At 64.7% G+C, this 17,880-nt stretch carries 18 protein-coding genes; 8 read left to right on the top strand and 10 right to left on the bottom strand.

Annotated features, from left to right (window positions below; genetic code table 11):
- Positions 1-118: 118 nt before the first annotated feature.
- Positions 119-772 (top strand): histidinol-phosphatase, encoded by a 654-nt coding sequence (locus BLR94_RS04770; RefSeq protein ID WP_084303628.1) that lies wholly within the window; start codon positions 119-121, stop codon positions 770-772.
- 66 nt (positions 773-838) lie between these two features.
- Here the strand turns inward: BLR94_RS04770 and BLR94_RS04775 are convergent, their stop codons facing one another.
- Complete coding sequence (locus BLR94_RS04775) at positions 839-1,363, bottom strand: SgcJ/EcaC family oxidoreductase (RefSeq protein ID WP_084303629.1); 525 nt, start codon at positions 1,361-1,363, stop codon at positions 839-841.
- Between the two features lie 175 nt (positions 1,364-1,538).
- On the opposite strand from BLR94_RS04775, the gene BLR94_RS04780 reads away from it, so the two are divergent.
- Genes BLR94_RS04780 through BLR94_RS04795 form a run of 4 tightly spaced genes read left to right on the top strand, consistent with a single transcriptional unit; the run spans position 1,539 to position 6,182 of the window.
- Positions 1,539-2,714: a sensor histidine kinase gene (locus tag BLR94_RS04780; RefSeq protein WP_084303630.1), complete on the top strand. Its 1,176-nt coding sequence runs from the start codon at positions 1,539-1,541 to the stop codon at positions 2,712-2,714.
- The gene (locus BLR94_RS04785; RefSeq protein ID WP_084303631.1) at positions 2,711-3,391 is read left to right on the top strand and encodes a response regulator; all 681 of its coding nucleotides are present in this window, start codon (positions 2,711-2,713) and stop codon (positions 3,389-3,391) included. Before BLR94_RS04780 ends, BLR94_RS04785 begins: the two co-directional genes overlap by 4 nt.
- Entirely contained in the window at positions 3,388-5,712 is a 2,325-nt protein-coding gene (locus tag BLR94_RS04790) for an ATP-binding protein (protein ID WP_084303632.1), read from the top strand. The genes BLR94_RS04785 and BLR94_RS04790 overlap by 4 nt, the downstream gene beginning before the upstream one ends.
- The gene (locus BLR94_RS04795; protein ID WP_084303633.1) at positions 5,709-6,182 is read left to right on the top strand and encodes a response regulator; all 474 of its coding nucleotides are present in this window, start codon (positions 5,709-5,711) and stop codon (positions 6,180-6,182) included. Before BLR94_RS04790 ends, BLR94_RS04795 begins: the two co-directional genes overlap by 4 nt.
- On the opposite strand, the gene BLR94_RS04800 is transcribed toward BLR94_RS04795, so the two are convergent.
- Positions 6,179-6,619, bottom strand: a complete 441-nt coding sequence (locus BLR94_RS04800) for a DUF2269 family protein (protein WP_084303634.1) — start codon at positions 6,617-6,619, stop codon at positions 6,179-6,181. The genes BLR94_RS04795 and BLR94_RS04800 overlap by 4 nt on opposite strands.
- A 79-nt stretch (positions 6,620-6,698) precedes the next feature.
- Positions 6,699-8,213: a threonine ammonia-lyase, biosynthetic gene (ilvA, locus tag BLR94_RS04805; RefSeq protein WP_084303861.1), complete on the bottom strand. Its 1,515-nt coding sequence runs from the start codon at positions 8,211-8,213 to the stop codon at positions 6,699-6,701.
- Between the two features lie 126 nt (positions 8,214-8,339).
- Here ilvA and rpiA point away from each other — a divergent pair, with 126 nt between their 5' ends.
- Positions 8,340-9,011 (top strand): ribose-5-phosphate isomerase RpiA, encoded by a 672-nt coding sequence (gene rpiA, locus BLR94_RS04810; RefSeq protein WP_084303635.1) that lies wholly within the window; start codon positions 8,340-8,342, stop codon positions 9,009-9,011.
- 36 nt (positions 9,012-9,047) lie between these two features.
- On the opposite strand, the gene BLR94_RS04815 is transcribed toward rpiA, so the two are convergent.
- The 5 genes from BLR94_RS04815 to BLR94_RS04835 form a co-directional block, all read right to left on the bottom strand.
- On the bottom strand, positions 9,048-9,965 hold the full coding sequence (locus BLR94_RS04815) for an SdiA-regulated domain-containing protein (RefSeq protein WP_084303636.1): 918 nt from the start codon (positions 9,963-9,965) through the stop codon (positions 9,048-9,050).
- A 129-nt stretch (positions 9,966-10,094) separates the two neighbouring features.
- Positions 10,095-11,012, bottom strand: a complete 918-nt coding sequence (locus tag BLR94_RS04820) for an SdiA-regulated domain-containing protein (RefSeq protein ID WP_084303637.1) — start codon at positions 11,010-11,012, stop codon at positions 10,095-10,097.
- Between the two features lie 99 nt (positions 11,013-11,111).
- Positions 11,112-11,459 (bottom strand): NirD/YgiW/YdeI family stress tolerance protein, encoded by a 348-nt coding sequence (locus BLR94_RS04825; protein ID WP_084303638.1) that lies wholly within the window; start codon positions 11,457-11,459, stop codon positions 11,112-11,114.
- 241 nt (positions 11,460-11,700) lie between these two features.
- The gene (locus BLR94_RS04830; protein ID WP_084303639.1) at positions 11,701-12,366 is read right to left on the bottom strand and encodes a fumarylacetoacetate hydrolase family protein; all 666 of its coding nucleotides are present in this window, start codon (positions 12,364-12,366) and stop codon (positions 11,701-11,703) included.
- Positions 12,367-12,463: 97 nt separating this feature from the next.
- Positions 12,464-13,855 (bottom strand): FAD-binding oxidoreductase, encoded by a 1,392-nt coding sequence (locus tag BLR94_RS04835; RefSeq protein ID WP_208601334.1) that lies wholly within the window; start codon positions 13,853-13,855, stop codon positions 12,464-12,466.
- A 183-nt stretch (positions 13,856-14,038) separates the two neighbouring features.
- Here BLR94_RS04835 and serA point away from each other — a divergent pair, with 183 nt between their 5' ends.
- Positions 14,039-15,268, top strand: coding sequence for a phosphoglycerate dehydrogenase (gene serA / locus BLR94_RS04840; protein WP_084303641.1), 1,230 nt, complete (start codon positions 14,039-14,041; stop codon positions 15,266-15,268).
- Between the two features lie 63 nt (positions 15,269-15,331).
- On the opposite strand, the gene BLR94_RS04845 is transcribed toward serA, so the two are convergent.
- Positions 15,332-15,955 carry a 2OG-Fe(II) oxygenase gene (locus tag BLR94_RS04845; RefSeq protein WP_084303642.1) on the bottom strand — a complete coding sequence of 208 codons (624 nt, stop codon included), beginning with the start codon at positions 15,953-15,955 and terminating at the stop codon, positions 15,332-15,334.
- A gap of 82 nt (positions 15,956-16,037) precedes the next feature.
- Here BLR94_RS04845 and BLR94_RS04850 point away from each other — a divergent pair, with 82 nt between their 5' ends.
- Entirely contained in the window at positions 16,038-16,769 is a 732-nt protein-coding gene (locus tag BLR94_RS04850) for a DUF2059 domain-containing protein (RefSeq protein WP_084303643.1), read from the top strand.
- A gap of 2 nt (positions 16,770-16,771) precedes the next feature.
- Here BLR94_RS04850 and bipL read toward each other — a convergent pair whose 3' ends face one another.
- Positions 16,772-17,704 carry a phospholipase BipL gene (gene bipL, locus BLR94_RS04855; protein WP_084303644.1) on the bottom strand — a complete coding sequence of 311 codons (933 nt, stop codon included), beginning with the start codon at positions 17,702-17,704 and terminating at the stop codon, positions 16,772-16,774.
- Positions 17,705-17,880 lie beyond the last annotated feature (176 nt).

Raw genomic sequence — 17,880 nt, forward strand, 5'->3', positions numbered from 1 at the left:
CAACGCGCCCGCGCGGGACCGGACAAGCGCCCCGCCACGAGGCCCGATCAGCTTTTCCCCCACCGGGTAAAGCCGCTATTGTGGCCACCTCCCTGGCTCGGTACGAAGAGGTGCTGCTGTGCGTTTGGCTTTATTCGATCTCGACAACACCCTGCTCGGCGGCGACAGCGACCATGCCTGGGGCGACTGGCTGTGCGCGCGCGGCATTCTCGACGGCGCGACCTACAAGGCCCGCAACGATGCCTTCTACCAGGATTACCTGGCAGGGCGCCTGAACATCACCGACTACCTGAATTTCACCCTGGATATCTTCGGCCGTACCGACATGGCCCAGCTGCAGGCCTGGCACCAGCAGTTCATGGCCGAGTGCATCGAGCCGATCATCCTGCCCAAGGGCCTGGCGCTGCTCGACCAGCACCGGGCGGCTGGCGACAAACTGGTGATCATCACCGCCACCAACCGCTTCGTCACCGCGCCGATCGCTGCCCGTCTGGGCGTCGATACGCTGCTGGCGACCGAATGCGAGATGGTCGACGGCCGCTATACCGGGCGTACCACCGACGTGCCCTGCTTCCGGGAAGGCAAGGTCACCCGCCTCGATCGCTGGCTGCAGGAAAACGACCTGAACCTGGATGGCGCCAGCTTCTACAGCGACTCGATGAACGACCTGCCCTTGCTGGAACAGGTCAGTCGCCCGGTGGCCGTCGACCCGGATCCTAACCTGCTGGCCGAAGCGCAGAAGCGTGGCTGGCCGGTGCTGTCGCTGCGCTAGAAGGTGATTGGCAGGCAAGCAGGAACCGGCGCTCAGGGCGCCGGTTTTTCATGAAGCGGTAGCCATTTACAGCTGCTTGGCCACTGCGCTCGGCACCTTTTCCGGCATCGCCGAAGAGTGGTGGTTGAGGATCTTCCACTGACCGTCGACCCGGGTGTAGAGGAAGGTATAACGCGCCTGCACATCCTGCGTCTTGCCTTTGGCATCGGTCAGACGGAAGGTGTACACGCCGCTGTCCAGGGCAGTGGTCGGGCCCAGGCGGCGGATTTCCCGGTAGTTGATCTGGCCGACCGGCTTGAGCGCCAGGAAGTGGTCGAAGTAGTCGGTGATTTCCGCAGACGTTGCCCGCACGTGGTTGGAAACGGTCGGCTGCAACACGGCATCCTTGCTGTACAGAGCGACCACCTTGGACGCATCGCCGGTCTGCAGCGCATTGTTCCAGCGGTCGAAAAGAGCAGCCACTTCACGGTCAGCGGCATCGGCAGGCGTCTGGGCGACGCTGCTGTAGTGGTACGGCTTGTGCTCGACGGCAGCGAACAGCGAGGAGCTGGCGGTAAGCAACAGAGCGGCGGCGATTGCATGCACGTTCATGGTCTTTCCTGTCTCGTTGGTTGATGCCTGCACTTTGCTACGCCCGAGCCACGGCGCCATCGGCCGGTTGGCGACGACGGCCTATGCCGAATGGCGGATGGGCGACCACCGCCTGAAGTCGATTTAATGGGATGATCGCGCCACCGATCGGCGCTGCCCCGCTGGAGAAACACCCATGCACAATGACAATGGCAGTGCCCTGGCCCTACGCAGCCAGTACCGGCAGTGGGAAAGCCGCGCGGCGCGTCTCAGCCTGCTGGTCGATACCGGGCGCGAGCTCGGCGCACTGGCGCCTGGTGAAATGGCCGAGCGGGTGCTGCAACGCGCCTGTGCCTTCTGCGCCATGGACAGCGGCCTGGTGGTGCGGGAGCTGAATGCTGAAAACCAGGTGCTCGCCAGCCATGGTGTCCACTCCAGCGAACAACGCGTGGCCCTGCTGGTCCTGGCCGAAAACGACTCACCACTGGCGCAATGCCTGGCCATCGAGAAGAGCGGGCTGCAACTGGTCATCCGGCTGCCCTTGTCGACCGCTCAGGGCCGCCCGTTCGGCAGCGTCCTGTTGGCCAGCGCAGTGAAGATCAACCCGCCGGATGACGAAGACCTCGAGTCCCTGCAACTGCTCGCCACCCTGCTTGCCGCGCACCTGGAGAACCAGCGCCTGCACGGCGACCTGCAGGCTCGCGAGCGCACCATGTCGGAGCTGGTGCATCGCCTGCTCAGCGCTCAGGAGGATGAGCGCAGGCGCGTCGCCTATGACCTGCACGACGGCCTCGCCCAGACCCTCGCCGGCCTGCATCAGCGCCTGCAGGGTTTCGCCAGCCAATGTCCGACGCTAGCCAACGCCCAGCAGCAGGAACTGAGCACCATCCTCGACCTGGCCCAGCGCTGTGTACGCGAAGGCCGCCAGGCCATCGCGGGGCTACGCCCGCAACTGCTCGATGACTTCGGCCTGCTGCAGGCGCTCGACAAGGAGGCCGATCGCCTGCGCGAAGCCGGTTACCGGGTGCAATGGCTGCAACGCAGCGACGCGCGACTGCCGGCCAACGTGGAAATCACCCTGTTTCGCATCGCCCAGGAGGGCATCAACAACATCCTCAAGCATGCCGGCCCCTGCAGCGTGCGCATCGGCCTGAGCAGCGGGGAGCAAAGCGCCGAGCTGCGGGTCGAGGACGATGGCCGCGGCTTCGACACGACACCTGACAGGTCGCTAGCAGGCAGCGGCGGCCTCGGCCTGGCCGCCATGCACGAACGGGCCAGCCTGCTCGGCGGCCATCTGCATTGCACTAGCGAGCCGGGAGGCGGTACCCGGTTGCTGGCTCAGGTGCCCAGCGCCGGGGGGAGCACGCAATGACCAGGCCCTTGCGTCTGGTGCTGGCCGATGACCATGAAGTGACCCGTGCGGGCTTCGTCGCCATGCTGGCGAGCTGCGACGAATTCGAGGTGGTCGCTCAGGCGGCCGACGGCGATGCCGCGCTGCAACTGTGCGAGCGCCTGCAGCCGGACATCGCCATCCTCGACATCCGCATGCCCGGGCTCAACGGGCTGGGCGCCGCGCGCCTGTTGCAGCAGCGCCTGCCGCGCCTGAAAGTGGTGATGTTCACCATGTACGACAGCCCCGAGCACCTTGAGGCTGCCATTGCCGCTGGCGCCGTGGGCTACCTGCTCAAGGACGCCACGCGCGACGAGGTGATCGCCAGCCTGCGCCGCGTCGCCGCGGGCGAGGAAGCGCTCAACAGCGCGGTCAGTGCGCGCCTGCTGCGGCGTATCGCCGACCGCAGCAACGCCGGCGCGCCGCCCTCCGATGCCCTGACCAGCCGCGAGCGACAGGTACTCGGCCTGGTCGCCGGTGGCTTCAGCAATCGCCAGATCGGCGAGAAACTGGGGATTGCCGCCGGCACCGTGAAGACCCACGTCGAGCGGGTGATCGCCAAGCTTGGCGTGGCCGACCGCACCCAGGCGGCCGTACGCGGCATCGCCCTGGGCCTGGTGGCGCAGCCGGCGGTGGACTGGTTCGGTTCATCGCCATGATGCGCCGCATCGATCGTTCCTGGGCTGACCTGCCCCTGCGCGGCAAGGCGCTGGTCGGCATCTCCCTGCCGCTGGTGATCCTGCTGCTGTCGCTGGTGCTGATCTACATCACCGAGCGGCAGACCGCCGAGGCCGAGGAGGACGTGCGCCGGGTGCTGCAGGTGCAGGGCGATATCCAGGCCGTACAGACCCTGCTGGCCGAGGGCGCCGCCAGCGTGCGCGGCTACCTGTTGACCCGTCGCGAGAACTTTCTGCCCACCTACCTGCAGACCGAACCGCGCATCGAAGCCGCCCTGGCACGCCTCGACGCGACTATCCGCGATAGCGAGGTGCGTCAGCGCCTGGATCGCATCAAGCCGCTGATCAGTACCAAGCTGCAGGGGCTGGATGTACTGCGCAACGTCGACATGCGCCAGGACAGTGAGCAGATCAACGCCATCCTGATCGAGAACAAACGCATGCTCGACACCCTTCGCCAGGAGATCGAGGCGATGCGCGTGCGGGAGGATGCCTTGCTCGCCGACCGCACGGCGAATGCCGCGGACAATCGCCAGCGCATGCTCCTGGCCACGCTGCTGGCGGCTGGCTGCGGCCTGTTCGGTGCGATCATCGCGGTGCTGTTGCTGTCCAGCGGCATCGTCACCCGCGTTCAGCGCGTACAGCGCAGCGCCCGCCACCTGGCCCTCGGCAAGCCGTTGAAAACCCGTCACCACGAGCGCGACGAGATCGGCCGCCTCGGCGCCAGCCTCGAAGAGGCCAGCCAGTTGCTGGCCCAGCGCGAGCGCGCCCTGCGTGATAACGAGGAGCGCCTGCGCCTGATCATCGAAGGCGTGCGCGACTACGGCATCTTCGCCCTCGACCCGCAGGGCCACGTCACCACCTGGAACGCGGGTGCCGAACGGATCAAGGGCTACAGCGAAACGGAAATCATCGGCCGCCACTTTTCGCTGTTCTACCCGAACGAGCAGCGCCCGCACCACCCGCTGCGGGCACTGCAGGTGGCCGCCGAAAAAGGCCGCTACGAGGAAGAGGCCTGGCGTCAGCGGCGTGACGGCTCGCGCTTCTGGGCCAGCGTGGTGATCACCGCCCAGCACGACGCCAGCGGCACCCTGCGCGGTTTTTCCAAGGTCACCCGCGACATCACCGACCGTCGCGCCGCCGATATCGCCCTGCGCGACGCCCGCGAGGAAGCCGAGAACGCCAGCCAGGCGAAGAGCGAATTTCTCTCGCGCATGAGCCATGAGCTGCGCACGCCGCTCAACGCCATTCTGGGCTTCGCTCAACTGCTCGATCTGGAATCGCCCAGGCCACAGGTCACCCACATCCTGCGGGCGGGCCAGCACCTGCTCACACTGATCAACGAAGTGCTCGACATTGCCCGCATCGAAGCCGGCCGGCTGCCCATGAGCCCGGAAGCCATCGACCTGCATGACGTGGTGCAGGAGGCGATGACGCTGATCTCACCACTGGCCGACGAGGCCGGCATCCGCCTGCGGCCATTGCCGCCGAGCACTTCGCCGGCAGGCGTGATGGCCGACCGGCAGCGGCTGATCCAGGTGCTGCTCAACCTGCTGTCCAACGCCGTGAAGTACAACCGCCCGGATGGCGAAGTGCATCTGGATATCCAATTGCAGGGCGAGCGCCTGGCCCTGGCCGTCAACGACAGCGGAGCAGGCATCGCAGCGGACGATCTGGAGCGACTGTTCCGGCCCTTCGAACGCCTGGGCGCCGATCAACACAGCGAAGGCACCGGCCTGGGCCTGGCCCTGAGTCGCAATCTGCTGCAGGCAATGGACGGCACACTGGAGGTGATCAGCGTGGTGGGCACCGGCAGTCGCTTCGTGCTGACGCTGCCAACGGCGCAGGTCGAAACCCTGGCAAGCACCGATGTCCCCTGGCACCACCCACCCTCCCCGGCCCCCGCCGGTACGCAGAAAAGCGGCAACCTGACCCGCGTACTGTGCATCGAGGACAATCTGTCCAGCCAGGCGCTGATCGAAACCCTGCTGCAGCGCCGCCCTGGCGTACAACTGCTGTCGAGCATGCAGGGTCAGCTGGGGCTGGATCTGGCGCGCCAGCATCTGCCCCGGGTGATCCTGCTGGACATCAACCTGCCGGACATGACCGGCATCGATGTACTGAAACGGCTGCGCGCCGACCCGGCCACGACGGGCATCGCCGTACTGATGATCACCGCCGACGCCAGCACTGCTTCGCGGCGTGCCATGCAGCAGGCGGGAGCAACGGCGATCCTCACCAAACCCATCCACGTACCGACCTTTCTGGCCTTTCTCGACCAGCACCTGCCGGAGCCCGCATGAGCGACGACTACCGCATCCTGATCATCGATGATCAGCGTCCCAACCTGGATCTGATGGAGCAGTTGCTGGCCCGCGAAGGCCTGCGCAACGTGCTCAGCAGCACCCAGCCGACCCGGGCGCTGGAGCTGTACAACAGCTTCGAGCCGGACTTGGTGATCCTCGATCTGCACATGCCGGATTTCGATGGCTTCGCCCTGATGGAGCAGCTCAACCGGCGCATCCCGCAGAACGATTACGTGCCCGTGCTGGTACTCACCGCCGACGTGACCCGCGCCACGCGCCTGCGCGCCCTGGCACTGGGCGCACGGGACTTCATCAGCAAGCCGCTGGACGCCCTGGAAACCATGCTGCGGGTCTGGAACCTGCTGGAAACCCGGGCCCTCTACAAAGCCCTGCGCGCGACCCTGAGCGAGCCACAGCTGGCCGCTCTGCTGCAACCGCTGGTGGCACAGCGACAGGGCAGACGTTAGGCGGGCTTGGCGCCCATCACCGCCATGATCACCACCAGCAGCACCACGATCAGCGCGGCATAGGCCATCACGAAACGCAGCGACCTGGCCGGCACCGTGCCGCCTGCCTGAGCCTGCCAGGCACCGAGACGACCGAGCAGCAGCAGGCCGACGATCATCAGCACCGCGAAGAGAATGCTACCCAGCAGCAGCCAGGTCTGGCTCAGCGGCCAACCGGCCAGGTTGACCATCCACCAGCCGGTCACCGGCAGGCTCAACGCCAGCAGGGCGAACACCGGCAGGCTGATGGTACGGGTGCGCTGCAGCTTGCGTTGCAGTACGGCACTGTCGCCGTTGCGCCACGCCTTCCAGAGCATGAAGGCATGGGCCAGCACGCCGAGCAGCAGGAGGATGCCTGGCACACTGTGGAGGATGCGCAGCAGCAGGTAATGTTCCATCACGGTTTCCTTCACTCTTTTTAATAGGGGCCCTGGGTGGAGCAGCGCGATACCCGGGAAAATCGTCTGCGCCCATCAACTAGCCAAGAAACAGCTTATAGGCCGGATTGTCGCTTTCGTCCCAGTATGGGTAACCGATCGCATCCAGCGCGGGCGCGAGCAGATGGCGCTCGTCTTCCGGCACCTGCAGGGCAGCCAGCACACGACCGTCGGCGGCGCCATGATTGCGGTAGTGGAACAGCGTGATGTTCCAGCGCCCACCCAGCTTGTTGAGGAAGTTGAACAGCGCACCCGGCCGCTCCGGGAATTCGAAACGCAATACGCACTCGTCCGGCACCGCTGCGGCATGCCCGCCGACGGTGTGGCGGATATGCAGCTTGGCCAGCTCGTTGTCGGTCAGGTCGAGCACCGGGAAGCCCTGGCCACGCAGGTTCTCGACCAGCGCCGCACGGGGGTCGTGCTCCGGGTGGGTCTGCACGCCGACGAAGATGTGCGCCTCACCGTCCTGATGGTAGCGGTAGTTGAATTCGGTGATCTGCCGCTTGCCGATCGCCTCGCAGAAGGCCTTGAAGCTGCCCGGCTTTTCGGGAATCGTCACGGCGATGATCGCTTCGCGTTTTTCACCCAGTTCGGCACGTTCGGCCACATGGCGCAGGCGGTCGAAGTTGACGTTGGCGCCGGAATCGATGCCCACCAGCACCTGGCCGCTGACGTTTTCACGCTCGACGTACTTCTTGATCCCGGCCACGGCCAGCGCGCCGGCGGGCTCGGTGATCGAGCGGGTGTCGTCGTAGATGTCCTTGATCGCCGCACAGATCTCGTCGGTGCTGACGGTGATCACTTCATCGACGCACAACTTGCAGATATCGAAGGTGTGCTGGCCGATCTGCGCCACTGCCACACCGTCGGCGAACAGCCCGACCTGCGGCAGCACCACGCGCTCGCCGGCGGCCAGGGCCTGCTGCAGGCAGTTGGAGTCGTCCGGCTCGACGCCGATCACGCGGGTCTCCGGGCGCAGGTATTTGACGTAGGCGGCGATGCCGGCGATCAGACCGCCGCCACCGACCGGCACGAAGATCGCGTGCAGCGGGCCCTGATGCTGGCGGAGGATCTCCATCGCCACGGTGCCCTGGCCAGCGATCACATGGGGATCGTCGTAGGGGTGCACGTACACCAGGCCCTTTTCCTCCACCAGTTTCAGCGAATGTGCCAGGGCTTCGGGAAAGGCGTCGCCGTGCAGCACCACCTTGCCACCCCGGGAGCGCACCCCCTGCACCTTGAGTTCGGGCGTGGTGCGCGGCATGACGATGGTCGCCTTCACGCCCATGTGCTTGGCGGCCAGCGCCAGACCCTGGGCGTGGTTGCCCGCCGAGGCGGTAACCACGCCGCGAGCCAGTTCTTGCGGGGTGAGTTGCGCCAGCTTGTTGTAGGCGCCACGAATCTTGAACGAGTAGACCGGCTGCAGATCCTCGCGCTTGAGCAGAATATGGTTGCCCAGGCGTTCGGAAAGTTGGCGAGCGGGTTGCAGCGGGGTTTCCACGGCAACGTCATAGACACGGGAGGTCAGGGTCTTCTTGACGTACTGTTCGAGCATGGCGGGCATCGCAGGCGGCTTCATGGGAAAGCCCGGAGTCTAACGCAGTCTGCCGGACGACCATACGAATTCCGGGGTTTTGCCGGCTATAATCAGCGCCTCGTTTCTCTCTCTCGTGGACCCCCAATGACCCAGGATCAGCTCAAACAAGCCGTGGCCCAGGCCGCCGTCGACTTCATCCTTCCCAAGCTCGACGCCAAGAGCGTCATCGGCGTCGGTACCGGCTCCACGGCCAACTGTTTCATCGATGCCCTGGCCAGGCATAAGCTGAACTTCGACGGCGCCGTGGCCAGCTCCGAAGCCACTGCCGCGCGCCTCAAGGGCCACGGCATCCCGGTGTATGAACTGAACAGCGTCAGCGATCTGGAGTTCTACGTCGATGGCGCCGACGAGAGTGACGAGCGCCTGAACCTGATCAAGGGCGGCGGCGCGGCCCTGACTCGCGAGAAGATCGTCGCCGCCGTGGCCCGTACCTTCATCTGCATCGCCGACGGCAGCAAGCTGGTGCCGGTGCTCGGCGCCTTCCCGCTGCCGGTGGAGGTGATTCCCATGGCCCGCAGCTTTGTCGCCCGTGAACTGGTCAAGCTGGGCGGCGACCCGGTGTACCGTGAAGGCGTGCTGACCGACAACGGCAATGTGATCCTCGATGTGCACAACATGAGCATCACCGATCCGGTGGAACTGGAAGCGAACATCAACGCCATCGTCGGCGTGGTCACCAACGGCCTGTTCGCCGCGCGCCCGGCAGACCTGCTGCTGCTCGGCACCGCCGAAGGCGTGAAGTCGCTGCAGCGCTGAGTAACGCGGGCAATACCGAAAAGGCCGGGTGAGCAGTCACTCGGCCTTTTTTTTGCTGAAGGTGTAGAACAGGTTGGGTTCGCTGATCAGGTAGATCACGCCCTGCTCGTCCATGGCGATGCCTTCGGCCTGGGGAACGGACGCCTTCAGCCCCTGCTGACCGCCGATCAGCGACAGGCTGCTGACCGCTTCACCCTTGGTATCGAGCTCCACCAGCAAGCGCGAATCATCGGACAGGCCCAGCAGATGCCCGGTGCGCGCGTCGTACTGCAGGCTGGACAGGTCACGCACGAAAAGCCCCTCGTCGCGCTCGCGGTCATCGATGACACGGATCGCCGATGGCGTGCTCGGGTCGAGATGAGGAAAGCCGTGCACCTCGTAGATACGCAGCGGGTCGCGCTCCTTGGCGACGAACAGGCGCTTGCCGACCAGGTCGTAGGCCAGGCCTTCGAAGCCCTTGTTCTTGGCCTCCATCTCCAGGCCCAGGGAAAGCTGCTGGCCACTGGCAGCGTCGACACGGGTGGTGGTGTCGTCGATGCGTACCTCGACCAGCCGCTGAGGGCGCTCGTCGGCGATCACGAAGACTCCCGGCGCGACATACTCCACGGCCTCCGGATCACCGAAACCGACCAGTTGAATCTCGCGCAGCACCTTGCCTTCCAGCGAAAGCTCGATCAGCCGGGCGTTCTGGTTGGTGACGGTGAACAGGCTCTTGCGCAGCGGATCGTAGGTCAATGCCGATACGTCGTCGTCCAGGCCTTCGATCACCTGTGCTTCACGGGTTACCTGGTAACCATCGAGCCACAGCGTATTGGCCGGCGCCTGGTCGGGCTGCCGGACGTTGAACCAGGCCCGCTCGAACACTCGGAACTCCTGCCCCCAGAGCACCAGCAGCACGCAGACGACCAACATGAACAGCACCAGCAAGGCCTTGAGGGAGAACAGACGACGCATAGGTTTCACTTGTCCATTGGCGGGAAAACCAGGCGGCCGCTCGGAAAACGCTCGAAGGCGACCATTCGTGCCGGGCGAAGCTAGCAGCCCTCGCCTCACTTCACCAGCGCGGCGAAGCTCCGGCAGGGCTCAGTCGGCATCGCCGCGCTTGAAGACATAGAACAGATTGGGCTCGCTGGTCAGGTAGAGCACGCCCTGGTCATCCATGGTGATGCCTTCGGCCTGCGGCACCGATTTCTTGAGCCCCTGCTGGCCCTGCAGCAGCGACAGGCTGCTGATCGGTTTGCCGTCTTCACCCAGCTCGACCACCAGTCGCGACTCATCCGAAAGCGCCAGCAAATGGCCGGTAAGGCTGTCGTAATGCAGGCTGGACAGGTCACGCACGAAGATGCCCGCATCGCGCTGGCGATCATCGCGGATTTGCACCGGACTGGTCGTGTCCGGGTCGAGGTTGGGGAAGCCATGCACCTCGTAGATGCGCATGGGGTCACGCTCCTTCGCCACGAACAGGCGCTTGCCGGCCAGGTCATAGGCCAGCCCCTCGAAGCCCTTGTTCTTGGTCCCCATCTCCAGGCCCAGCGCCATCTGCTGAGCCCCCGCGGCATCGATCGATCTGGTGTCGTCGTCGATACGCACCTTGACCAGGCGCTGCGCGCGCTCATCGGCGATCACGAACCGCCCGGGCGCCACGTACTCGACAGCCTCGGGGTCGCCGAAACCGACCAGTTCGATCTGCCGCAGGACCTTGCCGCCAAGGGACAGCTCGATCAGTTTCGGATGCCGGTTGGTCACCGTGAACAGGCTCTTGCGATCCGGATCGTAGGTCAGCGCCGACACGTCGTCCTCCAGGCCTTCGATGCGCAGCGCCTCGATCGCCACCTTGTAGTCGCTCAACCACCGCGAGTGGGAAGGCGCCTCGGCCGGCTGGCTGACATTGAACCAGGCCCGCTCGAACAGGCGGAATTGCTGGCTCGCCACCACCAGCGCAAGCAGCAGGACAATCACCAACAGCAGGAACAATCCTTTGATCGAAATCAGACGGGGCATCGCGGCTCACATATCCATCGGCAAAAACGACAACGCCGCCCCCCGGTGTTCCGAGAGGCGGCCATTCAGTGCAGTGGTGCGACGCTAGCAGCGCGCGCCTTATTTCACCAGTTCGACGATATCGACGTCGATCTCGCGGCTGGTCAGATCCTTGTCGACTTCACCGGTCAGCTTGACGGTAGCCTTCTCGGAGACGGCTTGTGGCGGCCAGTCCTTGTCGTCGATTTCGACGTGAATGGTGCCGGTGGCGTCCTTGAACTCATAGAGTTCGTCCTGCAGGCGCTTGACGATCTGGCCCTGCAGCACCACCGGCGTGTCGTCGCCAGCTTTCAGTGCCTGCTCGACGGTAGTGACCTGAGCGACCTGGCCTGGGCCGGTATAGCCCGCAGCCATGGCAGCGGAAGAAAACAGTGGAACGAGCAGCAGTGCGAGTGCGGGAGCTTTCATGGGGATGACCCTCTATCTGTAGATGACGGGGTCAGGTTAAGTCGCCCAGCTGAAGCCAGGCTTAAAGCCGGCTTAAGCCAAGCTTAATTGGAATAAGCGTGGATTCAGGGTGGTTGCCAGGCGAGAACGGACAATCAGCGTTCGACCTTGTGGGAGCGCGCCATGCGCGCGAATCGCGGGCGTGGCCCGCTCCCACAGTGGATCGCTGAATGGCCGCTAGCGCCTTGCAACGGTCGCCATATCAGATGACCCGGCTGGCGAAGCTGGAATGGCCGACCAGGTCCAGCACCAGTTCATCGCCCTTGTGCAACGGGCCGACGCCTGCGGGGGTTCCGGTGAGGATCACGTCGCCGGGCTGCAGGTTGAAGTGGCCGGCCATTGCCTGGATCACCGGCACGATGGCGAAGATCATGTCGCCGCTGGTGCCGTCCTGACGCACTTCGCCGTTGATGGTCAGGCGGATGCCGATGGCAGCCAGGTCTTCGACCGCGTCACCCGGCACGAAGGGCGCCAGTACACAGGCACCGTCGAATGCCTTGGCCGGCTCCCAAGGATGGCCCTTGTCCTTGAGCTTGTTCTGCACGTCGCGCAGGGTCAGGTCCAGAGCAGGAGCGAAACCGGAGATGGCGTCGAGCACTTCTTCTTCACTCGGCTTGCGCGACAACGGCTTGCCGATCAGCACGGCGATTTCCACTTCATAGTGCACCGAGCCTCGGTCTTCCGGAATGCTGAAGCCACCTTCGAGCGGTACCACGCAGCTCCCGGGCTTGATGAACAGCATCGGCTCGGACGGCAGCGGGTTGTTGAGTTCCTTGGCATGCTCGGCGTAATTGCGGCCCACGCACACCACCTTGCCCAGTGGGAAGTGAATGCGGGTGCCATCGATGTACTGGTGCTGGTAGCTCATAGAGTTTCTCCGGAAGCGGCAAGCCTGGCGCAGCGAGCCGCAAGAATGAAGCAGGACAGGCGTTCGCTCGCAGCCCGTGGCTTGAAGCTCGTCACTTTCAATTGAAGATCTTGCCGGGGTTCATGATGCCGTTAGGGTCGAAGACCGCCTTGATCGCCTTCATGTAACCGATCTCGGCGGCCGAGCGGCTGTATTGCAGGTAATCGCGCTTGGTCATGCCCACGCCGTGCTCGGCGGAGATCGAGCCGTTGTACTTCTCGACGGTCTCGAACACCCACTTGTTGACGGTCGCGCACTTGGCGAAGAACTCTTCCTTGCTCAGCGCTTCGGGTTTGAGGATGTTCAGGTGCAGGTTGCCGTCGCCGATGTGGCCGTACCAGAGCACCTCGAAATCCGGGTAGCTGCCGGCAACGATGGTGTCGATGTCGGCCAGGAACGCCGGTACCTGGGAGACCGTCACCGAGATGTCGTTCTTGTACGGCGTCCAGTGGCTGATGGTCTCGGAGATGTACTCGCGCAGTTTCCACAGGTTCTGCAACTGTTGCTCGCTCTGGCTCATCACGCCATCGAGCACCCAGCCCTGCTCCACGCAGTGCTCGAAGGTGGCCAGCGCAGCATTGGCCACATCTTCGTTGACCGCCTCGAACTCCAGCAGCGCGTAGAACGGCGTGCGGCTCTCGAACGGCGCGGGAACGTCACCGCGCTCGAGGATCTTGTCCAGGCACTTGTCGGAGAAGAATTCGAAGGCGGTGAGGTCGAGCTTGCCGTGGAAGGCGTGCAGCACCGGCATGATCGAATCGAAATCCGGCGTGCCGAGCACCATGGCGGTGAGGTTGCGTGGCGCACGATCCAGACGCATGGTGGCCTCGACCACGAAGCCCAGGGTGCCTTCGGCACCGATGAACAACTGGCGCAGGTCATAGCCGGTGGCGTTCTTGATCAGGTCCTTGTTCAGCTCGAGCAGCTCGCCGGTACCGGTGACCACTTTCAGGCCCGCCACCCAATTGCGGGTCAGGCCGTAGCGGATCACCTTGATGCCACCGGCGTTGGTGCCGATGTTGCCACCGATCTGGCTGGAGCCGGCGGAGGCGAAATCCACCGGGTAATAAAGGCCCTGGTCCTCGGCGAACTGCTGCAGGGCGGCGGTGACCACGCCCGGCTGGCAGACCACGGTGCGGTTGGACAGATTGAAGTCGAGGATCTGGTTCATGTAGTCGAACGACACCACCACCTCGCCGTTGGCGGCGACGGCCGCTGCCGACAGGCCGGTGCGACCGCCGGAAGGCACCAGGGCGATCCTGTGGGCATTGGCCCAGCGCACGATGGCCTGCACCTGTTCGGTGGTCTTGGGGAAAACGATGGCGGAGGGAGCCGGCGCGTAGTGCTTGGTCCAGTCCTTGCCATAGGTGTCCAGCGACGCAGCGTCGGTCAGCACCTTGCCAGGCTCGACCAGGGTCTTGAGTTCTTCAATCGGCAGATGATCGGTCATTTCAACTCTCGAAACGTTCATGGTCGCCCTGAGAACCGTTCAGGTCGCAACCGAGCAAGGAAAAGGGATCCCATGCTAGCATATGCCCCCGCAAATCATGCTTCGCCGCGATCTGCCGGGCCATCGGCGCCGGCATCGTTACTTCTCCTGACACTCAATCAAAGTGGGACAACAGGTACTCCGATGAGCACGACCTCTCTCGACAAGGGCAAGATCAAGTTCCTTCTTCTCGAAGGCGTCCACCAGAATGCGGTGGATACCCTGAAGGCGTCCGGCTACACCAACATCGAGTACCTCAAGACCGCGCTGTCCGGGGAGGAATTGAAAGCCAGGATCGCCGACGCGCACTTCATCGGCATCCGCTCACGCACCCAATTGACCGAAGAGGTCTTCGACTGCGCGAAGAAGCTGGTCGCCGTCGGCTGCTTCTGCATCGGCACCAACCAGGTCGACCTGGACGCCGCCCGCGAACGCGGTATCGCCGTGTTCAATGCGCCCTACTCCAATACCCGCTCGGTGGCCGAGCTGGTGCTGGCCCAGGCCATCCTGCTGCTGCGCGGGATCCCGGAAAAGAACGCCTCGTGCCACCGCGGCGGCTGGATCAAGTCGGCGGCCAACTCGTTCGAAATCCGCGGCAAGAAGCTGGGCATCGTCGGCTACGGCTCCATCGGCACGCAGCTCTCGGTACTCGCCGAAGCCCTGGGCATGCAGGTCTTCTTCTACGATGTGGTGACCAAGCTGCCGCTGGGCAACGCCCAGCAGATCGGCAAGCTGCACGACCTGCTCGGGCAGTGCGACATCGTTTCCCTGCACGTGCCCGAGCTGGCATCCACCCAGTGGATGATCGGCGAGAAGGAAATCCGCGCCATCAAGAAAGGCGGCATCCTGATCAACGCCGCCCGCGGCACCGTGGTCGAGCTCGATCACCTGGCTGCCGCGATCAAGGACGAGCACCTGATCGGTGCGGCCATCGACGTGTTCCCGGTCGAGCCGAAGTCCAATGACGACGTGTTCGAGAGCCCGCTACGGGGCCTGGATCGCGTGATCCTGACGCCGCACATCGGCGGCTCCACCGCCGAGGCCCAAGCCAACATCGGCCTGGAAGTGGCCGAGAAGCTGGTCAAGTACAGCGACAACGGCACCTCGGTGTCCTCGGTCAACTTCCCGGAAGTGGCCCTGCCGGCACACGCGGGCAAACACCGCCTGCTGCACATCCACGCCAACGTTCCTGGCGTGATGAGCGAGATCAACAAGGTGTTCGCCGACAACGGCATCAACATCTCCGGTCAGTATCTGCAGACCAACGAGAAAGTCGGTTACGTGGTCATCGACGTCGACGCCGAATACTCGGATCTGGCGCTGGAGAAGCTGCAGCACGTCAACGGCACCATCCGCAGCCGCGTTCTGTTCTAAGAAGGTAGCCGCATTGAAAAGGGAGGCTCGGCCTCCCTTTTGCGTTTCCGGTGCTCGCGCAATTCAGAGCGGGCCGTCGCCACGACGGCGGAACCAACCGGTCAGCGACAAGCGATCACGGCTGGCCGGCAGCACTTCATGGGGGACGTCGGACGACAGGAACACCACCAGGGTACCCGCCTCGGGGATCACGTCGCGCACCTGGCCATCGGCCAGATACAGGCGTAGCACGCCGCCCTCTTCGGGCAACCAGTCATCGTTGAGATAGAGCACGGCGGACACGGCGCGGCGGTCATCGTCGAGGAAGCGATCCAGGTGCTTGAGGTAGAAGGCCCCAGGCGGATAGAAGGCGAAGTGGCTCTCGTAGTCCACCAGCCCCAGGTAGAGGTGCTGGTTGATCGCCACGCGCAGTTCGTCGAGCAGTTGCAGGTAACCGTCGCAGGCCGGCGACTGGCCGGCCTCGAGCCACTGGATGTGATCGCCACGGGTGCCCTCGCGCACCGCCACGGCGTTGCCGCGGCCCGTGCCGGCAGGCGCCAGGGTGCCCTGGGCAATGCGCTGGCGGCACTCCTCGGCCAATTGCCGGGTCAGGGAAAGCGGGGCGAACTGGCGTTGCAACGACCACCCGGATTCGGCAAGGTCATCGATGATGCGGCTCGGCAGCGAATCGGAAATGTCGGTCGTCATGGCGCGATTCTACCCTGTGTCGACTACACCTCGACAAGCTCCGCCTGGCTGCCGAAAATAGCCGCCCCAGACAGGAGTCCTTATGCGCGCGTTGTGTTGTCTTTTTTTGCTGCTCCTGAGCCTTGCCGCTCTGGCCGGGCCTCATGCCGAGCTTTATGAGAAGGCCGGCTGGCCGCAACAACGTGCGCATTTCAGCGATGCCCTCAGCGCCGCCCAAGCCCGCTACAGCAAGAGCCTGCCGCCAGCGGTTTACCAGGCCCTGGTGAGCAACAGCAACCAGCGCTTCGCCGCCAGGGCCATGGATCAGCGTGCCGAGAGCAGCCTGAGCGAGAATCTGACCGACCCGACCCCGGCTCTGCGCTTCTTCGAATCACCCCTGGGCCGCAAGATCGTCGAGGCAGAGCTACTCGCCACGCGCCCGGACCAACTGGCCAAGTATGCCGACGGCCTGCCGCTCAGCGAGGCGGATGCCACGCGTCGCCTGCTGATTCGCCACCTGGCCCAGGCCCTGCCGGCCAGCGAGGCGGGTGCGGAAATCAGCCTGGCCCTGGCTGGCGTGGCTGCCGACAGCCTCAGCCAGATGATTCCCGGCCTGCTGGGCGGTGGCACCGCGCAAGGCCTGCTCGACGGCCAGCGCCAGCGCCTGATGACGCAGATCGACAAGGACCTGGACAACACCCTGCTGCATGTCTACCGCGGACTTTCCGATGCGGAGCTGGAAGAGTTCGTCACGTTCGCCCAGTCCAGCGCTGGTACGGCTTACTACAAGGCCGCGCTGGCGGCGATCCGCGCCGGCCTGGCGGTTGGCCGCTAAGCTCAGCTCAACTGCTCGCCCAGGTAATCGAAATAGCGCTGTCGCAGCGGCGCCACTTCGTTGGCCAGATGATGGCGGGCGTCGGGCAGGCGCAGGATCCGCGGCGCGCTGAACTTGCCTTGCAGCACCCCGAGGTTGTGCCGCCAGTCCACCGTCATGTCCGCCTCGCCCTGGATGATCAGCGGGCTGCGCGTGCTGCGTGGCGCTTGCTCGATGCGCGGCACCCACTGGCTCAGCGCCCCCACCCAGAGAGTCGGCACCACCTTGGACTGCAACGGGTCACGATTGCGCAGGAAGTCGAGAAACTCCTGGTCGCTGGAGTTTTCGCTGAAGCGCCGTGGAATCTCCTGGACGAAGCGGCGCAGCAGGCGATAACTCAAGTGCGACCAGTTCCAGCGGCGCGGGCGAACCAGCGGTGCCAGCAGGATGGTCTCCCCCACCGCAGCCAGCGGCTTGTCGTTGAGCAGGTAGTCGACAAGGATCGCCCCGCCAGTGCTCTGCCCGCACAGGTGCCAGGGTTCCGGCAGGCCAAGCACCTCGGCCTGTTGCAGGGCGGCGCGCAACACCGTCTGATATTCGGCGAAGTCATTGATGCTGGCGCGTAGCCCGCTGGACAACCCATGCCCGGGCAAATCCACGGCCAACACGGCGAAGCCCATCTCCAGGCCCCACTGAATCACGTGGCGATACAGCCCGCTGTGATCGTAGTAACCGTGCAGCAGCAACAGGGTCGCGCGAGGCGCAACCGGCTTCCACAGCTGAGCGGCGATGCGGTAGCCCTCCACCTCGAACCAACCCAGGCGCGTTTCCACCGCGTCCTGCGGGAGGAAACCATAGAATTGCCGGTAGACCCGTTCCGCAGGCGATAACGAGGCGGCACTGGCCAGAGGGCGCAGGCTGGCGACCAGTGATTCGGGATGAAAGGTATCGGACATCGGCGTCATGACTCTTTTGATTCATAGCAGCGTCGCCCGGCGGGCAACGGTTACAGTGTAGCGATAGTCGGCTGCTAGGCTCGCCATGGCAAGCCACCAGCGATGCGACTGCGCCCGAGAGAGCTGCGCGCACCCAGCAGTTGCCGGCCACCACAATCCTCCTGCTTGGCCCAGCC

It is taken from the genome of Phytopseudomonas flavescens (assembly GCF_900100535.1).
GTDB classification, from domain to species: domain Bacteria; phylum Pseudomonadota; class Gammaproteobacteria; order Pseudomonadales; family Pseudomonadaceae; genus Aquipseudomonas; species Aquipseudomonas flavescens.

Coding starts and splice junctions, on each gene's coding strand:
- BLR94_RS04775 (WP_084303629.1), bottom strand. CDS start 1,363: ATGAACGTGCATGCAATCGCCGCCGCTCTGTTGCTTACCGCCAGCTCC.
- BLR94_RS04780 (WP_084303630.1), top strand. CDS start 1,539: ATGCACAATGACAATGGCAGTGCCCTGGCCCTACGCAGCCAGTACCGG.
- BLR94_RS04785 (WP_084303631.1), top strand. CDS start 2,711: ATGACCAGGCCCTTGCGTCTGGTGCTGGCCGATGACCATGAAGTGACC.
- BLR94_RS04790 (WP_084303632.1), top strand. CDS start 3,388: ATGATGCGCCGCATCGATCGTTCCTGGGCTGACCTGCCCCTGCGCGGC.
- BLR94_RS04795 (WP_084303633.1), top strand. CDS start 5,709: ATGAGCGACGACTACCGCATCCTGATCATCGATGATCAGCGTCCCAAC.
- BLR94_RS04800 (WP_084303634.1), bottom strand. CDS start 6,619: ATGGAACATTACCTGCTGCTGCGCATCCTCCACAGTGTGCCAGGCATC.
- ilvA (WP_084303861.1), bottom strand. CDS start 8,213: ATGCTCGAACAGTACGTCAAGAAGACCCTGACCTCCCGTGTCTATGAC.
- rpiA (WP_084303635.1), top strand. CDS start 8,340: ATGACCCAGGATCAGCTCAAACAAGCCGTGGCCCAGGCCGCCGTCGAC.
- BLR94_RS04815 (WP_084303636.1), bottom strand. CDS start 9,965: ATGCGTCGTCTGTTCTCCCTCAAGGCCTTGCTGGTGCTGTTCATGTTG.
- BLR94_RS04820 (WP_084303637.1), bottom strand. CDS start 11,012: ATGCCCCGTCTGATTTCGATCAAAGGATTGTTCCTGCTGTTGGTGATT.
- BLR94_RS04825 (WP_084303638.1), bottom strand. CDS start 11,459: ATGAAAGCTCCCGCACTCGCACTGCTGCTCGTTCCACTGTTTTCTTCC.
- BLR94_RS04830 (WP_084303639.1), bottom strand. CDS start 12,366: ATGAGCTACCAGCACCAGTACATCGATGGCACCCGCATTCACTTCCCA.
- BLR94_RS04835 (WP_208601334.1), bottom strand. CDS start 13,855: ATGACCGATCATCTGCCGATTGAAGAACTCAAGACCCTGGTCGAGCCT.
- serA (WP_084303641.1), top strand. CDS start 14,039: ATGAGCACGACCTCTCTCGACAAGGGCAAGATCAAGTTCCTTCTTCTC.
- BLR94_RS04845 (WP_084303642.1), bottom strand. CDS start 15,955: ATGACGACCGACATTTCCGATTCGCTGCCGAGCCGCATCATCGATGAC.
- BLR94_RS04850 (WP_084303643.1), top strand. CDS start 16,038: ATGCGCGCGTTGTGTTGTCTTTTTTTGCTGCTCCTGAGCCTTGCCGCT.
- bipL (WP_084303644.1), bottom strand. CDS start 17,704: ATGTCCGATACCTTTCATCCCGAATCACTGGTCGCCAGCCTGCGCCCT.